This is a genomic window from Micromonospora sp. HUAS YX12 (assembly GCF_040215685.1).
In the GTDB taxonomy this organism is placed as follows: domain Bacteria; phylum Actinomycetota; class Actinomycetes; order Mycobacteriales; family Micromonosporaceae; genus Micromonospora; species Micromonospora tulbaghiae.
In genome coordinates this window covers 2,817,545-2,833,343 of the sequence record NZ_CP157974.1, presented here as the reverse complement: position 1 = coordinate 2,833,343, position 15,799 = coordinate 2,817,545, and the positions used below count along the sequence as shown (strand labels likewise).

General features: G+C 73.2%; 13 protein-coding genes. 5 read left to right on the top strand and 8 right to left on the bottom strand.

Annotated features, from left to right (window positions below; translation table 11 throughout):
- Window positions 1-260: 260 nt before the first annotated feature.
- From ABIH81_RS13790 to ABIH81_RS13780, 3 genes are all read left to right on the top strand, one after another.
- A complete protein-coding gene (locus ABIH81_RS13790) occupies window positions 261-1,511 on the top strand; it encodes a DivIVA domain-containing protein (RefSeq protein WP_013475376.1) in 1,251 nt (416 codons plus the stop codon).
- 171 nt (window positions 1,512-1,682) lie between these two features.
- On the top strand, window positions 1,683-3,740 hold the full coding sequence (locus ABIH81_RS13785) for a hypothetical protein (RefSeq protein WP_349880619.1): 2,058 nt from the start codon (window positions 1,683-1,685) through the stop codon (window positions 3,738-3,740).
- Window positions 3,741-4,123: 383 nt separating this feature from the next.
- Window positions 4,124-5,203 carry an AI-2E family transporter gene (locus tag ABIH81_RS13780; RefSeq protein WP_349881096.1) on the top strand — a complete coding sequence of 360 codons (1,080 nt, stop codon included), beginning with the start codon at window positions 4,124-4,126 and terminating at the stop codon, window positions 5,201-5,203.
- Window positions 5,204-5,207: 4 nt separating this feature from the next.
- Here the strand turns inward: ABIH81_RS13780 and ABIH81_RS13775 are convergent, their stop codons facing one another.
- The 5 genes from ABIH81_RS13775 to ABIH81_RS13755 all read right to left on the bottom strand — a co-directional run bounded on the left by ABIH81_RS13775 (window position 5,208) and on the right by ABIH81_RS13755 (window position 10,317).
- A complete protein-coding gene (locus tag ABIH81_RS13775; RefSeq protein ID WP_349880616.1) occupies window positions 5,208-6,017 on the bottom strand; it encodes an alpha/beta fold hydrolase in 810 nt (269 codons plus the stop codon).
- 67 nt (window positions 6,018-6,084) lie between these two features.
- On the bottom strand, window positions 6,085-6,411 hold the full coding sequence (locus ABIH81_RS13770) for a hypothetical protein (protein WP_349880615.1): 327 nt from the start codon (window positions 6,409-6,411) through the stop codon (window positions 6,085-6,087).
- Window positions 6,412-6,503: 92 nt separating this feature from the next.
- Complete coding sequence (locus ABIH81_RS13765; protein ID WP_349880614.1) at window positions 6,504-8,294, bottom strand: 3-hydroxybutyryl-CoA dehydrogenase; 1,791 nt, start codon at window positions 8,292-8,294, stop codon at window positions 6,504-6,506.
- A gap of 123 nt (window positions 8,295-8,417) precedes the next feature.
- Window positions 8,418-9,482 carry an alpha/beta hydrolase gene (locus ABIH81_RS13760; protein ID WP_349880613.1) on the bottom strand — a complete coding sequence of 355 codons (1,065 nt, stop codon included), beginning with the start codon at window positions 9,480-9,482 and terminating at the stop codon, window positions 8,418-8,420.
- 388 nt (window positions 9,483-9,870) lie between these two features.
- Entirely contained in the window at window positions 9,871-10,317 is a 447-nt protein-coding gene (locus tag ABIH81_RS13755; protein WP_349880612.1) for an FHA domain-containing protein, read from the bottom strand.
- A gap of 219 nt (window positions 10,318-10,536) precedes the next feature.
- Between ABIH81_RS13755 and ABIH81_RS13750 the strand changes: the two genes are divergently transcribed.
- A complete protein-coding gene (locus ABIH81_RS13750; protein WP_349880610.1) occupies window positions 10,537-12,039 on the top strand; it encodes an aldehyde dehydrogenase family protein in 1,503 nt (500 codons plus the stop codon).
- A gap of 9 nt (window positions 12,040-12,048) precedes the next feature.
- On the opposite strand, the gene nucS is transcribed toward ABIH81_RS13750, so the two are convergent.
- Window positions 12,049-12,708 carry an endonuclease NucS gene (gene nucS, locus ABIH81_RS13745; RefSeq protein WP_349880609.1) on the bottom strand — a complete coding sequence of 220 codons (660 nt, stop codon included), beginning with the start codon at window positions 12,706-12,708 and terminating at the stop codon, window positions 12,049-12,051.
- A gap of 71 nt (window positions 12,709-12,779) precedes the next feature.
- Here nucS and ABIH81_RS13740 point away from each other — a divergent pair, with 71 nt between their 5' ends.
- Window positions 12,780-13,397 carry a DUF4126 domain-containing protein gene (locus ABIH81_RS13740; RefSeq protein WP_349880608.1) on the top strand — a complete coding sequence of 206 codons (618 nt, stop codon included), beginning with the start codon at window positions 12,780-12,782 and terminating at the stop codon, window positions 13,395-13,397.
- A gap of 10 nt (window positions 13,398-13,407) precedes the next feature.
- Here ABIH81_RS13740 and ABIH81_RS13735 read toward each other — a convergent pair whose 3' ends face one another.
- Together ABIH81_RS13735 and ABIH81_RS13730 are read right to left on the bottom strand one after the other, a co-directional pair.
- Complete coding sequence (locus ABIH81_RS13735) at window positions 13,408-13,704, bottom strand: DUF1540 domain-containing protein (RefSeq protein ID WP_349880607.1); 297 nt, start codon at window positions 13,702-13,704, stop codon at window positions 13,408-13,410.
- A 52-nt stretch (window positions 13,705-13,756) separates the two neighbouring features.
- Complete coding sequence (locus ABIH81_RS13730; protein ID WP_349880605.1) at window positions 13,757-15,769, bottom strand: protein meaA; 2,013 nt, start codon at window positions 15,767-15,769, stop codon at window positions 13,757-13,759.
- Between the last annotated feature and the right edge of the window lie 30 nt (window positions 15,770-15,799).

The window sequence follows — 15,799 nt, the reverse complement described above, 5'->3', positions numbered from 1 at the left end:
TACGGTCGCCTCGGATTGCCTTTCCGGCCGACCGGTGCGCCATTCGACCGGCGTACGCACAAAGGGCCGCGGGTGCCGACCCGCGGCCCTTTTCGCGCCGCCTTCCACGCAGAAGCCCGACCCGCCCCACCCGCCCGGGAGCTGCCAAGATCGCCAATTGGTCCAGTCTCACCGGACGGCGGAGTTGACCATGTAAACAGGACGCGAAAGGTGCCCCCCGCTCTTGCGAACCACCCTGGGGCGTCTGCCAGTATGTCCCAATGCCCCAGCAGCAGTCCTCCCCTCTTGCGTTCTTCGATAACGCGAACTCACAGCCCGATTTCACCGTTGGCCTGCGTGGTTACAACACCAACCAGGTCGACGACTTCATCGGCCGCCTCAGCGCCGCCCTGAGCCAGTCCGAGCAGGCCCGCGCCGAGGCCGAGCAGCGGATGAACGACGCGCAGCGCCGCCTGCGGCAGGCCGAGCAGCGCCAGAGCGCGCTGGAGCAGAAGCTCACCGAGACCAACAAGCAGCTCGAGGAGAACAGCCGGCCGACCCTGTCCGGCCTGGGCACTCGGGTCGAGCAGATCCTGCGGCTGGCCGAGGAGCAGGCCAACGACCACCGCAACGAGGCCAAGCGCGAGTCGGAGGGCATCCTCTCCGCCGCCCGCCTCGAGGCGCGCGAGATCACCGACAAGGCGCGCGCCGAGGCCGCCGCCATGAAGGCGACCGCGGAGCGTGAGGCCGGCAGCGTCCGTACCGCCGCCGAGCGCGAGGCCGCCGAGGTCCGGGTGCAGGCCCGCCGCGAGGCCGACACGCTGCGCGCCGACGCCGACCGCGAGACCAAGCAGCTGCGTACGGTCACTGCGCACGAGGTGGCCGAGCTGAAGTCGACTGTCGAGCGCGAGGTCGCCACGCTGCGCGCCACCGCCGAGCGGGAGATCACCCAGCAGCGGGCCAAGGCCGCCCGCGAGGCCGAGGAGAAGCGGGCCGAGGCGACCAAACTGCTCACCGACGCGCGCGACAAGCGCGACAAGGACCTCCAGGCCCTGGAGCTCCAGCTCGCCGAGCGGCGGGAGAAGGCCGAGCGCGAGGAGTCGGAGCGGCACGCCGCCCAGGTCGCGCAGACCCAGAAGCTGGTGAACGAGGCCGAGCAGCGGGCGCGTGCCGCGCAGGAGCGGGCCAAGGAGATCGAGCAGCGGGCCGAGGCCCGGCGGGTCGAGTCCGAGCGCACCGCGAACGAGACCGTCGACAAGGCCAAGGCGCTCGCCGACAAGACGCTCAACGAGGCGCGCGCCGAGGCGCAGCGGGTGCTCAACGAGGCCCGCACCGAGGCCGAGCTGACCACGCAGGCGGCCCGCCGCGAGGTCGAGGACCTGACCCGCCAGAAGGACGCGGTCACCTCGCAGCTCGGGCAGATGCTGTCCGGCCTGGCCGGCATCGTGCCGGGCGTGCCGGCCGGCGGCAAGGCCGAGACGCCGAAGGCGGACGCCTCCGGGCAGAAGGTGACGGCCGAGTCGGCCGGCTGATCGAACACCCGCTGTCGGGGGCATGAGCCACGGCGCGGGGTGACGCCGGGTAACCGGTGTCGCCCCGCGCCGTCATGCTTGTGCGGTCCGTTTCGCCGGGAGGGTGAAGTAGCTCCCAGAAGGGGCGTCCGTATCGCCCCAGCAGAGCCGGATGCGTGTGAGGATGGGGGCATGTCGCACGGCGAGGAACTGTTCGCGCTCGGCGGGGACGTGACGACGGAGCCCAGCTTCGAGTCCGCCCTGCGGGGGTACGAGAAACGACAGGTCGACCGCTACGTCGCTCGCGCGGAGCACGAGATCGCGGCGTTGACGACCGAGCGGGAACAGGCGTACACCCAGATCCACAAGCTGGCCGGTCAGGTCGAGGTGCTCCAGCGCGACCTGGCCCAGGTGCGCAAGCAGGCGGCGGTGGTGGACCGCGCGTCGTTCCGGCACCTGGGTCCGCGCGTCGAGCAGATCCTCACCATGGCCGAGGAGCAGGCCGACGAGATCCTGGCCGCCGCCAACGAGGAGATCGAGGCCCGCCGCGCCGCCGCCGAGCACATCGTCGAGGAGGCCCAGGAGCAGGCCGCCCGGGCGCTCAAGGACTTCGAGATCGCGCTGGCCGCCCGCCGGGCCGAGGAGGAGCGGCACACCGCCGCCCGCAAGGCCGAGGCCGAGGCCACGCTCAAGTCCGCCAAGGACGAGTCCGCGCAGATGCGCAAGGCCGCACAGGACGAGTCGACGAAGCTGCGGACGGCCGCGCAGGACGAGTCCGAGAAGCTGCGCCGGACCGCCCGGGACGCGCTGGCGAAGGCGCAGCAGGAGGCCACCCAGCTCCGCGACACCGCCAAGGAGATCCACTCCCGGGCCCAGCAGGAGGCCGCGCGGCTGCGGGAGGCGGCCAAGGAGGCGCTGGCCAAGGCCCAGCAGGAGGCGAGCCAGCTCCGCGAGGCGGCCAAGGAGGTGCACGCCAAGGGCCAGCAGGAGGCCAAACGGCTCACCGACGCCGCCGCCGAGGCCGGCCGGGCCACGCACGCCAAGGCGCTGGCCGAGGCCAAGAGGATCGTGGACGACGCGGAGGAGGCCGCCAAGGCCACCCGCGGCCGGGCCCGCACCGAGGCCAACCGGCTCACCACCGAGGCCGCCGAGGCCGGCAAGCGCAACCGCGCCGAGGTCGAGGCGTACGTGCAGCGCATGCGCACCGAGACCGAGGCGTACGTGCAGCAGTCCCGCGCGCAGACGCAGCAGGAGCTGGGCGCGTGGCGGGCCGGGGTGGAGAAGGAGGTCGCCGAGCGGCGGGACAGCGCGGAGAAGGAGCTGGCCCAGCGCCGGGCCGCCGCCGAGCAGGAGTTCGCCAAGCGCCGCGACGAGCTGGACAAGCAGCACGCCAAGCGGCAGGAGGAGCTGGAGCAGGCGTTCACCACGCGGCGCGACGAGATCGAGCGCACCGCCGCCGGCATCCGGCAGGCCGCCGAGGCCGACGCGCTGAGCATGCGGCAGCAGGCCGAGCTGGAGGCCGCCGAGCTGCTGCGCCGCGCCGAGGCGGACGCCACCGCGCAGCGGCGCAAGGCCGACGAGCACGTCGCGGCCTCGCGCCGCCAGTTCGAGGAGTACGCGGCCACCACCCAGCAGCACCTCGCCACCACGCAGCAGCACCTGGCCGCCACCCAGCAGGAGGTGGCCTCGGGCCGGCAGCAGCTCGCCGGGGTGATGCTGGAGATCGCCAAGGCCCAGCAGGAGCTGGCCGACCTGCGTACCGAGACGTGGAAGTCGCGGCAGGAGTCCGACGACCTGCAACGACGGCTCGCCGACCTGCGGCGTGACGCCGCCTCGGCCGGGATCGCGGCCACGCCGGTCGACCCGGACGACCTCGCCACCGCCACCGCCGGGCGTGGCACCGACGACGGCGGCGAGCCCGCCGACGCCCCGGTCGGCAGCGGCGCGCCGGTGGCCGCGAAGGGCGTCGCCACTGTCGCTCCCACCGGCGCCGGACCGGTCAAGGGCGACGGCGAGCCGGCCGAGGCGGGCAAGGCGAAGCCGGTCGGCGAACCGGTGACCACGATGGACTCCGCCGCCGGCGCGGCCGTCGACGGGGAGCCCACTGTGGCGGCCGTACCGGGCGAGGGTGGCCGGGGCGCCACCCCGACGAAGATCACCAGCACCGGCGAGAACGGCAAGCGCCCGACCAAGCCGACCACCGACGAGCGCAGCGCCAAGCCCAGCACCGTCACAGTCGACAAGGACTGACCCACACCGCTTCGCCCGAGTAGCGGTATCCCACCCGCCCGGACCACACGACGTCCCCGAACCGGCGAGTGGCCGGGCCGGGTGAGGGCGGCGGGAAGCGGTGGCGGGATGGTCGGGGCGTATGGCGGCGACTACCCTGCGGGCAGGGGGCCGCACGCCGGCAGGCGCGGCCCGTGGACGTCTACCCCGGCGAGGGCCGGGGCTGCGGGGAGGCACGGGTGTCGCAGGAGGGCTCCGCCGCCCGGGACGACGAGGCCGCGACCGGGGACGCGAACGCCACCGGCTCCCCCGCCGCGAACGCGACGCCCGAAGACCCCGGCGCCGCGAAACCGGCCGGCGCCGACCCGGGCGCCGCCGGGAGCACCGGCGAGCGGGCGGCCGGCGTGGACGTCGAGCCGGGTGAGTTCGAGCCGAGCGGGCGCTTCGGCGTACCGGGGCGGCCGCTGCGGCGCAGCGCCTTCCTGGTCGGGTTCACCGGCGCGCTCGGCGTGCTGCTGGCGTACGCGCTGTTCCTGGGCATCCGGAACGCCGCCGGCATCCTGGTGCTCGTGGTGATCGCGCTGTTCCTCGCGGTCGGCCTGCACCCGGCGGTGGTCCGGCTGCGCAGGTGGGGCGTGCCGCGCGGCCTGGCCGTGGCGGTGGTGACGCTCACCCTGCTGTTGCTGATCGTCGCCGGTCTGCTGGCACTGGTGCCGCCGGTGGTGACCCAGTCCGGCCAGTTCATCCAGCAGCTACCCGGCTACGTCGAGGAACTGCGCCGCAATCCCACAGTCAACGACCTCGTCGTCCGGTACGACGTGATGGAGCGGGTCCAGGCGGCGGCGAACGCGGACAATGTCGGGCGGGCGCTGGGCGGTGTGCTCGGCGGCGCGCAACTGATCTTCGGGACGATCTTCCGCCTGCTCACGGTGCTGGTGCTGACGATCTACTTCCTGGCGTACTTCGACAAGCTGCGCGAACTCGGGTACGCGCTGGTGCCGCGCTCGCGCCGGCAGCGGGTCCGCCTGATCGGCGACGAGATCCTGACCCGGGTCGGCGCGTACATGGTCGGCGCGCTCGCCATCGCGGTGCTGGCCGGCGTGACCACGTTCGTGTTCGCGCTGGCGGTCGGCCTGCCGTACCCGTTCGCGCTCGCCGTGGTGGTCGCGGTGACCGACCTGATCCCGCAGATCGGCGCGACGCTCGGCGCGGTGGTGGTGACGCTCGTCGGGCTCGCCACGGACCTGCCCGTGGGCATCGCCTGCCTGGTGTTCTTCGTGCTCTACCAGCAGGTGGAGAACTACCTGATCTATCCGAAGATCATGCGCCGGGCGGTGTCGGTCAACGAGGTGGCCGCGTTGCTCGCCGCGCTGCTCGGAGTGGCGCTGCTGGGCGTGGTGGGCGCGCTCATCGCGATCCCCACCGTGGCCGCGTTGCAGCTGATCCTGCGCGAGGTGGTGCTACCCCGCCAGGACGCGCGCTGAGCCGCTACTCGGCGCGCCGCTGGGCCGGGCCGGGGACCGGGGTGTCGGCGAACGCGGCGACCGTGCGGTCGGCGTACGCGCTGGCGTCACCGGTCTCCATCGGGCCGTCCCAGGTCGTCGGCAGCGGCAGCGGTACGCCGGGGGCGACCCGCCGGACGATCTCGTCCAGCACCTTCTCCGCGTCGCCGACCCAGAGGTGCTTGGCGCCGTCCACGCCCACCACCTCGGCCTGCGGTACGGCGGCGAACCGCTCCCGGGCCTCCTCCGGGCGCAGGTAGTCGTCGAACTCGGGTACCAGGGCGGTCAGCGGCTTGTCCGTCTCGGCCCAGACCGCCAGATCCTCCGGCGCCGAGTAGCGCAGCGGCGGGGAGAGCAGGATCGCGCCGGCCACCGCCGGGTCGCAGCCGTACTTCAGCGCCAGGTCGGTGCCGAACGACCACCCGACCAGCCAGATGTTCGGCAGCTCGTGGAACTCGGCGTACTCGATCGCGGCGGCCACGTCGAACTTCTCGCCGACCGCGCCGTCGAACGCGCCCTCGCTGGTGCCGCGGACGCTGCTCGTGCCGCGGGTGTTGAACCGGAGCACTGCCAGGCCGGCCAGCGCGGGCAGCCGCCAGGCCGCCTTGCGGAACACATGGCTGTCCATCATCCCGCCGTGGGTGGGCAGCGGGTGCAGGCAGACGAGCGTGGCGGCCGGTTCGCGGTCCAGCGGCCGGGCCAGCTCGCCGACGAGCGTCAGCCCGTCGGCGGTGTGCAGCTCGATGTCCTCCCGGCGGCCGGGCAGGATCGACGACGCGCGAATCGGAGTGCTCACGCCTGCCAGTCTCCCGCGCCGGCGGCCCCGCCGCCCAGTGGGACGGGAACCGGGTGATCCAGATCGCTCAGCCGTGGCGCGGGGCACCCCGGCCGCGCTGGAGGTTGGGCCCGCGCCGGTCCCGGGCCCGCCAGCAGCCGGAGTGCCAGTGCCGCCGGTCCGTCAGGTCGCCCCGGTCGTCGGCCGGCCAGGCCACCAGGTGCGCCACGCCCGGCCGGATCTCCTGGTCACAGCCGGGACAGCGGTACGTCTTGACCGATGCGCCGCCGCTGATCGCGCGTACCTGCCAGTCGCCGTCGCGCCACTGCTGCACGGTCGGCACGCCGTGGCGGGCACGCTCGGCGTCCAGACCGGGGCTTTCTTCCCGGCGGGCCCGATTTCGACGGGGACTCACGATCCCAGCCTACGGCCCCTCCCCACCCCACCGCCGGTGCCCCGAACCCGAGCGATCTTGTCGCCGTCACCGCCGCCGGGCGTCGACCGGGATCAGCGGCGGGTGTGGTCGCGGAACCCGCGGCCGGACTTGCGGCCCAGGTAGCCGGCCGTGACCAGGTGCTCCAGCAGCGGTGCCGGGGCGAAGCCGGGCTCGCGCAGCTCCAGGTACAGCTCCCGCTGGATGGCCAGCGAGACGTCCAGGCCGACCACGTCGAGCAGCTCGAACGGGCCCATCGGGTAGCCGCAGCCGAGCTTCATCGCGTAGTCGATGTCGTCGGCGGTCGAGTAGCTGGCCTCCAGCATCTTCACCGCGTCGTTCAGGTACGGGAACAGCAGCGCGTTGACGATGAACCCGGACCGGTCGCCGCAGACCACGCCGGTCTTGCCCAGCTTCGCGCAGACCGCCCGGGCGGTGGCCGACGTCTCGGCGGAGGTGCGGATGGTCTGCACGATCTCCACCAGCGGCATGATCGGCGCCGGGTTGAAGAAGTGCAGGCCGACCACGTCGGCCGGGCGCTGGGTCGCCATCGCCACGTCGATCACCGGCAGCGACGAGGTGGTGGTGGCGAGCACGACGCCGGGCTTGCAGATCTCGTCGAGGCTGGCGAACAGCGCCTTCTTGACGCTCAGCTCCTCGATCACGGCCTCGACCACCAGGTCGACGTCGGCCAGGTGCTCCAGCGTCGCGGACCAGGTGATCCGGCCGAGCGCGGCGTCCCGGTCGGTCTCGCTGAGCTTGCCCCGCACCACGCCCTTGTTCAGTGAGGTCTTGACCGCCTCGCAGACCTTCGCGGACTTCTCCGCGCCCCGGGTCACCGAGATGATCTCGTACCCGGCCTTGGCGAACACCTCGATGATGCCGGTGGCCATGGTCCCGGAGCCGACCACGCCGACCTTCGCGATGGCGCGGGCGCCGTCGGCGAGCGCGGCGTCCGCGGCGAGCGGCGTGTACTCGTCGGGTACGACCTTCGGCGAGCCCGGCCGCTCGTAGGTGTAGAAGCCGCGACCCGACTTGCGGCCCAGCAGACCGGCGGTGACCATCTGCTTGAGCAGCGGGGCGGGGGCGTGCCGGCGGTCCCGGCCGCCGCGCCGGTACATGGTGTCGAGGATCTCGTACGCGGTGTCCAGGCCGATCAGGTCCATCAGCGCGAGCGGGCCCATCGGCAGGCCGCAGCCGAGCTTCATGGCGGCGTCGATGTCCTCGCGGGTGGCGTAGCGGGCCTCGAACATGCCGACCGCGTGGTTCAGGTAGCCGAACAGCAGCGCGTTGGCGATGAAACCGGCCCGGTCGCTGATCGTCACGTCGACCTTGCCGAGGCGCTCGCAGAGCGCTTCCACGTCGGCGACCACGTCGGCGGAGGTGACCACCGTGCGGACCACCTCGACCAGCTTCATCACCGGCGCCGGGTTGAAGAAGTGGATGCCGATGACCTGGTTGGGCCGGGTGGTGGCGACGGAGATCTCGGTGACGCTCAGCGAGGACGTGTTGGTGGCGAGGATCGCCTCGGGCTTGCAGACCCGGTCCAGCTCGGCGAAGATCCGCTGCTTGAGGTCCAGGTGCTCGGGCACCGCCTCGATCACCAGGTCCACGTCGTGCAGCGCGTCCAGCCCGACCCGGAAGTCGACGCGCGCCATCAGGGCGTCCCGCTCGGCCTCGGCCAGCTTGCCCTTGGCGACGGCCCGGTCGGTGGAGCCGGTGAGCGTGGCCCGGCCGCGCTCCAGCGCCGCGTCGGAGATCTCGACGGCTGTGACGTCGAGGCCGTTGCGGGCGAACACCTCCACGATGCCGGCACCCATGGTGCCCAGACCCACCACGCCCACCCTGGTGAACTCGCGCGCCACGACCGGCCTCCCCTGGCTCGACTCCGCCGTCCGCGACATGAACGGCCGCTAAGGTTATGCGCCGGAGTCTGCCACGTGACGCTGTGTTGTCGAGACGCCGTGGGATATTTCACGCACCGCGCCTCACCCGGTGGCGTTCTCCCCGGCCAGCGCCAGCAGTTCGGCGACGAACTCCGCCGGGCGTTCCAGGTGCGGGCTGTGCCCGCAGCCGGGCAGCACCACCTCCCGGTACGTCCCGCCGGCCGCCGCGTACCGCTCCAGCACCGCGCGGGTCTGCCCCACCATCGGCTGCGGCGGGCACTCCTGCGGGCCGGGCCAGCCGGGCACCACACCGAGCTGACCGAGGTACGCCAGGTCGAACAGAGAGGTGTCCGAGACGATCACGTCGGCGTCGCCGCGTACCCAGGTCACCGGCGGCTTGACCGGCACGGCGACCAGCTCGTCGGCGAGCCGGAAGTGGGCCGGGGCGAGCGCGTTGAGCACGCCGCGCCGCCCGGCGGCGGTCCCCGGCCAGTGGGCCGAGGCGACAGCGGTGCCCGGGTAGTTGTCGTCGCCGGTCGCGGTGGTCAGCATGCTCTCCAGCAGCAGGTCCTCGTCGTCGCCCAGTGACGCGGGGTCGGCCACGTACGCCGTGCGCAGCACCGCCCGCGGGCTGGTCGGGCCGTCCGCGCTCCGGTCACCGGCGGCGAGCCGTGCCACGAAGTCGGGGTTCGCGCCACCGGCGCCGGTGCCGGCGAAGTCGGGCGTGGCGGGGGTGCCGTCGAGGTCCCGGGTGCCACCGAATCCGTACGGGGACACCGGCGCCTCCAGCAGCAGCCCGGCGACCCGCTCCGGGTGGCCGACGAGCAGCCGCATCGCCACGCCGCCGCCCAGCGAGTGCCCGGCCACCACCGGCCGGGCCCCGGGCCGGAACAGCCCGGGGGCGTCCAGCAGCGCGGCCACGTCGTCGGCGAAGTCGTCCAGCCCCCGGGTGGCGTCGACCGGCGCGGTGTCGGTCTCGCCGTAGCCGCGCAGGTCGGGGGCGGCCACCCGCAGCGTCTCCGGCAGCCGGGCCAGCAGCGGTTCCCAGAACGCGGAGGAGGAGACGTTGCCGTGCACCAGCAGCACCGGTACGCCGTCCGGCGGACCGGCCACGCGGACCGCCTGGGTGATGCCGTTGGCCTGGACCGTGAGCCGTGCGCTGCGCATCCGCGCATGCTGGCACGCACCCCCGACCCCGGTCCATGTCCCCCACCGACACACCGCCCCACCGCGGACGTGGCGCGCACCCCACCCCCCACCCGCCCCCTTACCGCGGCGATCATGAAGTTGGCGGCGACAAATCGGACGCAGAACGCCGCCAACTTCATGATCGACCGGCCATCGACCGGCCCCGTCAGGGGTGATCAAGGAGTTTGCGTCACCGCAGCAGCCCTTCCCGTACCCAAACTCCTTGATCACCGCGAGTGGGCGGGCCGGGGAGGGGGACGGCGGGAAGGCGGGGGCGCGGACCTGCGCGACCCCCGGGGTCAGCGCGGGCGTGAGGCCCAGCGGGCGCCGGGAATCAGCGGCCCGGGGGCTCGGCGGGTGCCGGGGTCTAGTGGGCGTCGGCCGGCTGGGCCTCGCGCGCCTCGATCGGCTGGCGCGGCCCGGGGACGGGCAGCGGCAGGGTGGGACGCTGGTCGCGGCGCATCGCGCCGAAGCTCATCCCGACCGGGTCGGTCCGGGCCACGCCCGGGTCGTAGAGGCGCAGGTCGGTACGGCCCAGCCGGACCACGTCGCCGTCGGCGATCGCCACGCTGCCGGTGACCCGGGTGTCGTTGAGCCAGGTGCCGTTGGTCGAGCCGAGGTCGGTGAGCAGCACGCCCTCCGGGGTGGCCCGGACGGTGGCGTGCCGCCGGCTCAGGTGCGGGTCGGCGAGCACGATGTCGGCGGTCGGCGCACGGCCGATCACCTGCGCGTCCTGGCCGACCCGGAACGTGAGCCCCCGCATCGCCCCGCCCGACACCGTCAGCAACGGCATCAGCTCAGGATGCTCCTCCATGGACAGTCGACCTCCACCCCACATCGCCCCGCGGCGTCAGCCTGCCACCTCACCGTAGTGGCTTGCACCACCGCGCGGTCACCCCCTCGACCCCGGCCGGTCATCTCCCGTTCGCCGTTTCGGACGGCACTTCCGTCGATGCGACGGCTGATCGTCCGCGCAGCGTACGGGCGCGTTCCACACCTACCGGCGAGTAATCCTCGGGTCTAGACTTCGGCCATGACCGCTGTGCATGTGCCGGGCGCCCCGCTCATCTCCGAGGGTCTACTGGTGTCGACCAGCCCGGCCACCGGCGCCGAGGCAGGCAGATTCCCGCTGGCCGCAGAGGCGGACGTGCGTGCCGCGGTCGACCGCGCCCGGGAGGCCGCCGACTGGTGGGCCGGGCTCGGCTTCGCCGGCCGGCGGGACCGCCTCCAGCGCTGGCGCGGCGTGGTCGCCCGGCGGATCGAGGAGCTGGCCGACCTGATGCACACCGAGGGCGGCAAGCCGGTCGGTGACGCGGTGGTGGAGATCCTCACCGCGCTGGAGCACATCGACTGGGCGGCCCGCAACGCCCGGCGGGTGCTCGGGCCGCGCCGGGTCCGCTCCCGCCTGATCCTCGCCGAGTTCACCGGTCACCTCGAATACCAGCCGTACGGCGTGGTCGGCGTGATCGGCCCGTGGAACTACCCGGTCTTCACCCCGATCGGCTCCGCCGCGTACGCGCTCGCGGCCGGCAACGCCGTGGTGTTCAAGCCGAGCGAGTACACCCCGGCGGTCGGTCAGTGGCTGGTCGACCGGTTCGCCGAGGTGGTGCCGGAGCAGCCGGTGTTCCAGGCGGTGCACGGCTTCGGCGCGGTCGGCGCCGCGCTGTGCCGCTCCGGGGTCGGCAAGATCGCGTTCACCGGCTCGACCGCGACCGCTAAGCGGGTGATGGCCGCCTGCGCCGAGTCGCTCACGCCGGTGCTGCTGGAGGCCGGCGGCAAGGACGCGATGATCGTGGACTCGGACGCCGACCTGGACGCGGCGGCGGAGGCGTGCGTGTGGGGCGGGCTGACGAACGCCGGCCAGACGTGCATCGGCATCGAGCGGGTCTACGCGGTCGACCAGGTCTTCGACGCCTTCGTGGAGAAGGTGGTGGCGAAGGCCGGCCGGCTCACTGTGGGTGCCGACGGGTCCGACCTCGGCCCGATCACCATGCCGTCGCAGATCGACATCATCCGCCGGCACATCGACGACGCGATCGACCGGGGCGGCCGGGCGGTGCTCGGTGGCCCGGAGGCGGTCCAGCCGCCCTACGTGCACCCGACGGTCCTCGTCGACGTGCCGGAGGACTCGGCCGCCGTGCGGGAGGAGACGTTCGGCCCCACGCTCGTGGTCAACCGCGTCCGCGACGTGGACGAGGCGGTCGAGCGGGCCAACGCGCTGCCGTACGGGCTCGGGGGTTCGGTCTTCGGCCGCGCGCGGGCGGTGGCGGTGGCGCGGCGGCTGCGCTCCGGCATGGCCTCGGTCAACTCGGCGCTGACGTTCGCCGGCATGTCGACGCTGCCGTTCGGCGGCACCGGCGAGTCCGGCTTCGGCCGCATCCACGGCGAGGAGGGGCTGCGCGAGTTCGGCCGGCCCAAGTCGGTCACCCGCCGCCGGGCCCGGTCGCTGCTGCCGGCGATGACGTTCGAACGCACCCCGGCCGACGTCGCCCGCCTGGTCAAGGTCGCCAAGCTGATGTACGGCCGGGGCCGCTGAGGCAGCGCCTCAGAACAGCGTCAGCTCGTCGCGCTCGATGCCGCGCAGCTTGTCGTAGTCGACCACCACGCACCGGATCCCCCGGTCGGTGGCGAGCACCCGCGCCTGCGGCTTGATCTCCTGCGCGGCGAACACCCCGGCCACCGGCGCGAGCAGCGGATCGCGGTTCATCAGCTCCAGGTAGCGGGTGAGTTGCTCCACACCGTCGATCTCGCCGCGCCGCTTCACCTCGACCGCCACCGCGCCGCCGCCGGCGTCCCGGCAGAGCAGGTCGACCGGCCCGATCGCGGTCATGTACTCCCGCCGGACCAGCGTGAAGCCCTCCCCCAGCGTCACCGGGTTCGCGGCGAGCAGCTCCTGGAGGTGCGCCTCGACGCCGTCCTTGCGCAGGCCCGGGTCCACGCCCAGCTCGTACGAGGTGTCCTGGAAGATCTCCTCCAGCGTGATGCGCAGCTCCTCGCCGGCCTTGTTCACCACCCGCCAGACGCCGGGCGCCTCCTCCAGCCGGCAGGGCGGGCTCATCCAGTTCAACGGCTTGTAGGCCCGGTCGTCCGCGTGGATCGACACCGACCCGTCCGCCTTCACCATCAGCAACCGGGTCGCCGGGGGCAGGTGGGCCGAGAGCCGTCCGACATAGTCCACCGAGCACTTCGCAATGACCAACCGCACCCGCCGAGGGTAGCCGAGGCCCCGGCGGACGCCGACGAGCGCCACTGGCGTACCGGTGCCATATTGAGATCGTGCTCGAAGTCCTCACCGGTTCCGGTCTGGCCGCCTCGGCGGGCCTGAACGCCTACATCCCGCTGCTGCTGATGGGGCTGCTGTCCCGCTACACCGACCTGGTCGAGTTGCCGAGCGGCTGGCAGTGGCTCGGCAACGGCTGGGTGGTGCTGATCCTCGCGGTCCTGCTCGCGGTCGAGGTGGTGGCCGACAAGGTGCCGGTGGTCGACCACGTCAACGACGTGGTGCAGACGGTGGTCCGGCCGACGGCCGGCGGGCTCGCGTTCGGCGCGGGCGCCGGCTCGGAGACGGTCACCGTCAGCGACCCGGACACGTTCTTCTCCACCCATCAATGGGTGCCGGTGGTGGTCGGCGTGCTCATCGCGCTCGGCGTGCACCTGCTCAAGGCCGCCGCCCGGCCGGTCATCAACGCGACCACGGCCGGTGTGGGCGCGCCGGTGGCCAGCACCGCCGAGGACGCGACGAGCGTGGTCATGTCGGTGGTGGCGCTGCTGCTGCCGGTGCTGGTGCTGGTGTTCCTGGTCGCCCTGGTGTTCTTCGTACCGTGGCTGTTCCGCCGCCGCCGGGAGCGGCGCCGGGAACGCGCCGCCGCCCGGGAGGCCGGTTTCCGCGTCTGATCGCGGCGGCTCAGCGGCTCTCGTAGGTCATGCAGTCGGCCAGGTCCATGTCCGGGCCGACGGTGATGGCCGGGGCGTGGCACTCCAGGTCGGCGTTGTGCCGGCAGTCCGAGCGCGAGCACGCGCCGACCTGGGCCACGATCTGGTCGATGCCGCCCCGCACCGGCATCTCCACGAACGTGTGGCAGTGCGCGTGGTCGCTGCTGCCGATCGTGATGGCGAACGCGTGGCAGTCGTTCGTGTGGTTGTAGGCGCAGGACCGGACGGCGCACTCCTGGACGCGGGGCATCTCCAACGACGCGGTCATCACTCAGCCCTTCAGTGGGTGTCTTGCCCCGACTTTAGGCTTCGTGGTGCTTTCAGCGTGCCGGATCCAGCGCGTTCGCCTCGCGGATCACGGTGACCAGCTCGTCGATGATGCCGGTGAGCGCGAAGTCCTTCGGCGTGAACACCCGGGCCACCCCGGCGGAGCGCAGCGCCTCGGCGTCGACGGCCGGGATGATCCCGCCCACCACCACCGGCAGGTCGCCCCGACCGGCCGCGCGCAGCCCGTCCAGCACCGCGGGCACGGCCGCCAGGTGCGAGCCGGACAGCACGGAGAGGCCGACCAGGTCGACGTCCTCCTCCACCGCCGCCGCCACGATCTGCCCGGCGGTCAGCCGGATGCCCTGGTAGACCACCTCGAAGCCGGCGTCGCGGGCGCGTACCGCGATCTGCTCCGCGCCGTTGGAGTGCCCGTCCAGCCCCGGCTTGCCGACCAGCAGGCGCAGCCGGCCGCTGCCCAGTTCCCGGGCGGTCGCGACGACCCGTTCGCGGACCCCGGCGAGGTTCGCGTCACCGGCTGCCCCGGCCGCCCCCGCCAGGCCGGTCGGCGCGCGGTACTCGCCGTACACCTGGCGCAGCGCGCCCGCCCACTCGCCGGTGGTGACACCGGCCCGCACGCATTCGAGCGTCGCCGCCATCAGGTTCGCCGTGGTGGCGGCGTCAGCACGCAGCCGGTCCAGCGCCGTCTCGACCGCCGCCGCGTCCCGGTCGGCCCGCCACCGGCGTACGCCGTCGGTGGCCGCCTCCTCGACGGCCGGGTCCACCTGCTCGATCGCCTCGGCGCCGGCCGCGGTCAGCGGTGACGGCTCGGTCTCGGTGAACCGGTTGACGCCGACCACCACGTCCGAGCCGGACTCCATCCGGCGGCGCTTGTCGGCGAGCGAGGCCACCAGCGCGCTCTTGAGGTAGCCGGACTCGACGGCGGTCACCACGCCGCCCATCTCCAGCACCTTCTCCATCTCGACCCGGGCGCCGGAGACGATGTCGTCGACCAGCGCGGTCATCACGTGCGAGCCGGCGAACAGGTCCGGGTACTCCAGCAGGTCCGACTCGTACGCCAGCACCTGCTGCATGCGCAGCGACCACTGCTGGTCCCACGGGCGGGGCAGGCCCAGCGCCTCGTTCCAGGCGGGCATCTGCACGGCCCGGGCGCGGGCGTCGCGGGACAGCGTGACGCCGAGCATCTCCAGCACGATCCGCTGGATGTTGTTCTCCGGCTGCGCCTCGGTCAGGCCCAGCGAGTTGACCTGGACGCCGTAGCGGAACCGGCGCTGCTTCGGGTTCTCCACGCCGTAGCGGTCGCGGGTGATCTCGTCCCAGAGCGCGCCGAACGCGCGCATCTTGGCGATCTCCTCGACGAAGCGCACCCCGGCGTTGACGAAGAACGAGATCCGCTGGACCACGTCGCCCATCCGCTCGGGCGGCACCTGGCCGGAGTCGCGCACGGTGTCCAGCACGGCGACGGCGGTGGCCAGCGCGAAGCCGACCTCCTGCACCGGCGTGGCGCCGGCCTCCTGGAGGTGGTACGAGCAGATGTTCACCGGGTTCCACCGGGGCATCTCGCGCAGCGTGTACGCGATCACGTCGGCGGTCAGCCGCAGCGACGCCGCCGGCGGGAAGATGTACGTCCCCCGGGACAGGTACTCCTTGATGATGTCGTTCTGCGTGGTGCCGGCGCAGCGGCTCAGCTCCGCGCCCTGCTCGGCGGCGACGGTGCCGTAGAGGCCGAGCAGCCACATCGCCGGGGCGTTGATGGTCATCGAGGTGTTCATCTCGGCCAGCGGGATGCCCTCGAACAGCGCCCGCATGTCGCCCAGGTGCGCCACCGGCACGCCGACCCGGCCCACCTCGCCGGAGGCCAGCTCGTGGTCCGGGTCGTACCCGGTCTGGGTGGGCAGGTCGAAAGCGACCGACAGGCCGGTCTGCCCCTTCGCCAGGTTGCGGCGGAAGAGCGCGTTGGTGGCCGCGGCGGAGGAGTGCCCGGCGTACGTGCGCATCACCCACGGGCGGTCCCGCTCGGGCAGCCGTCCCGGCATCGCGTCGTCCATGGCCGGAGTTTAAGTTACCGTTCAGTAAAA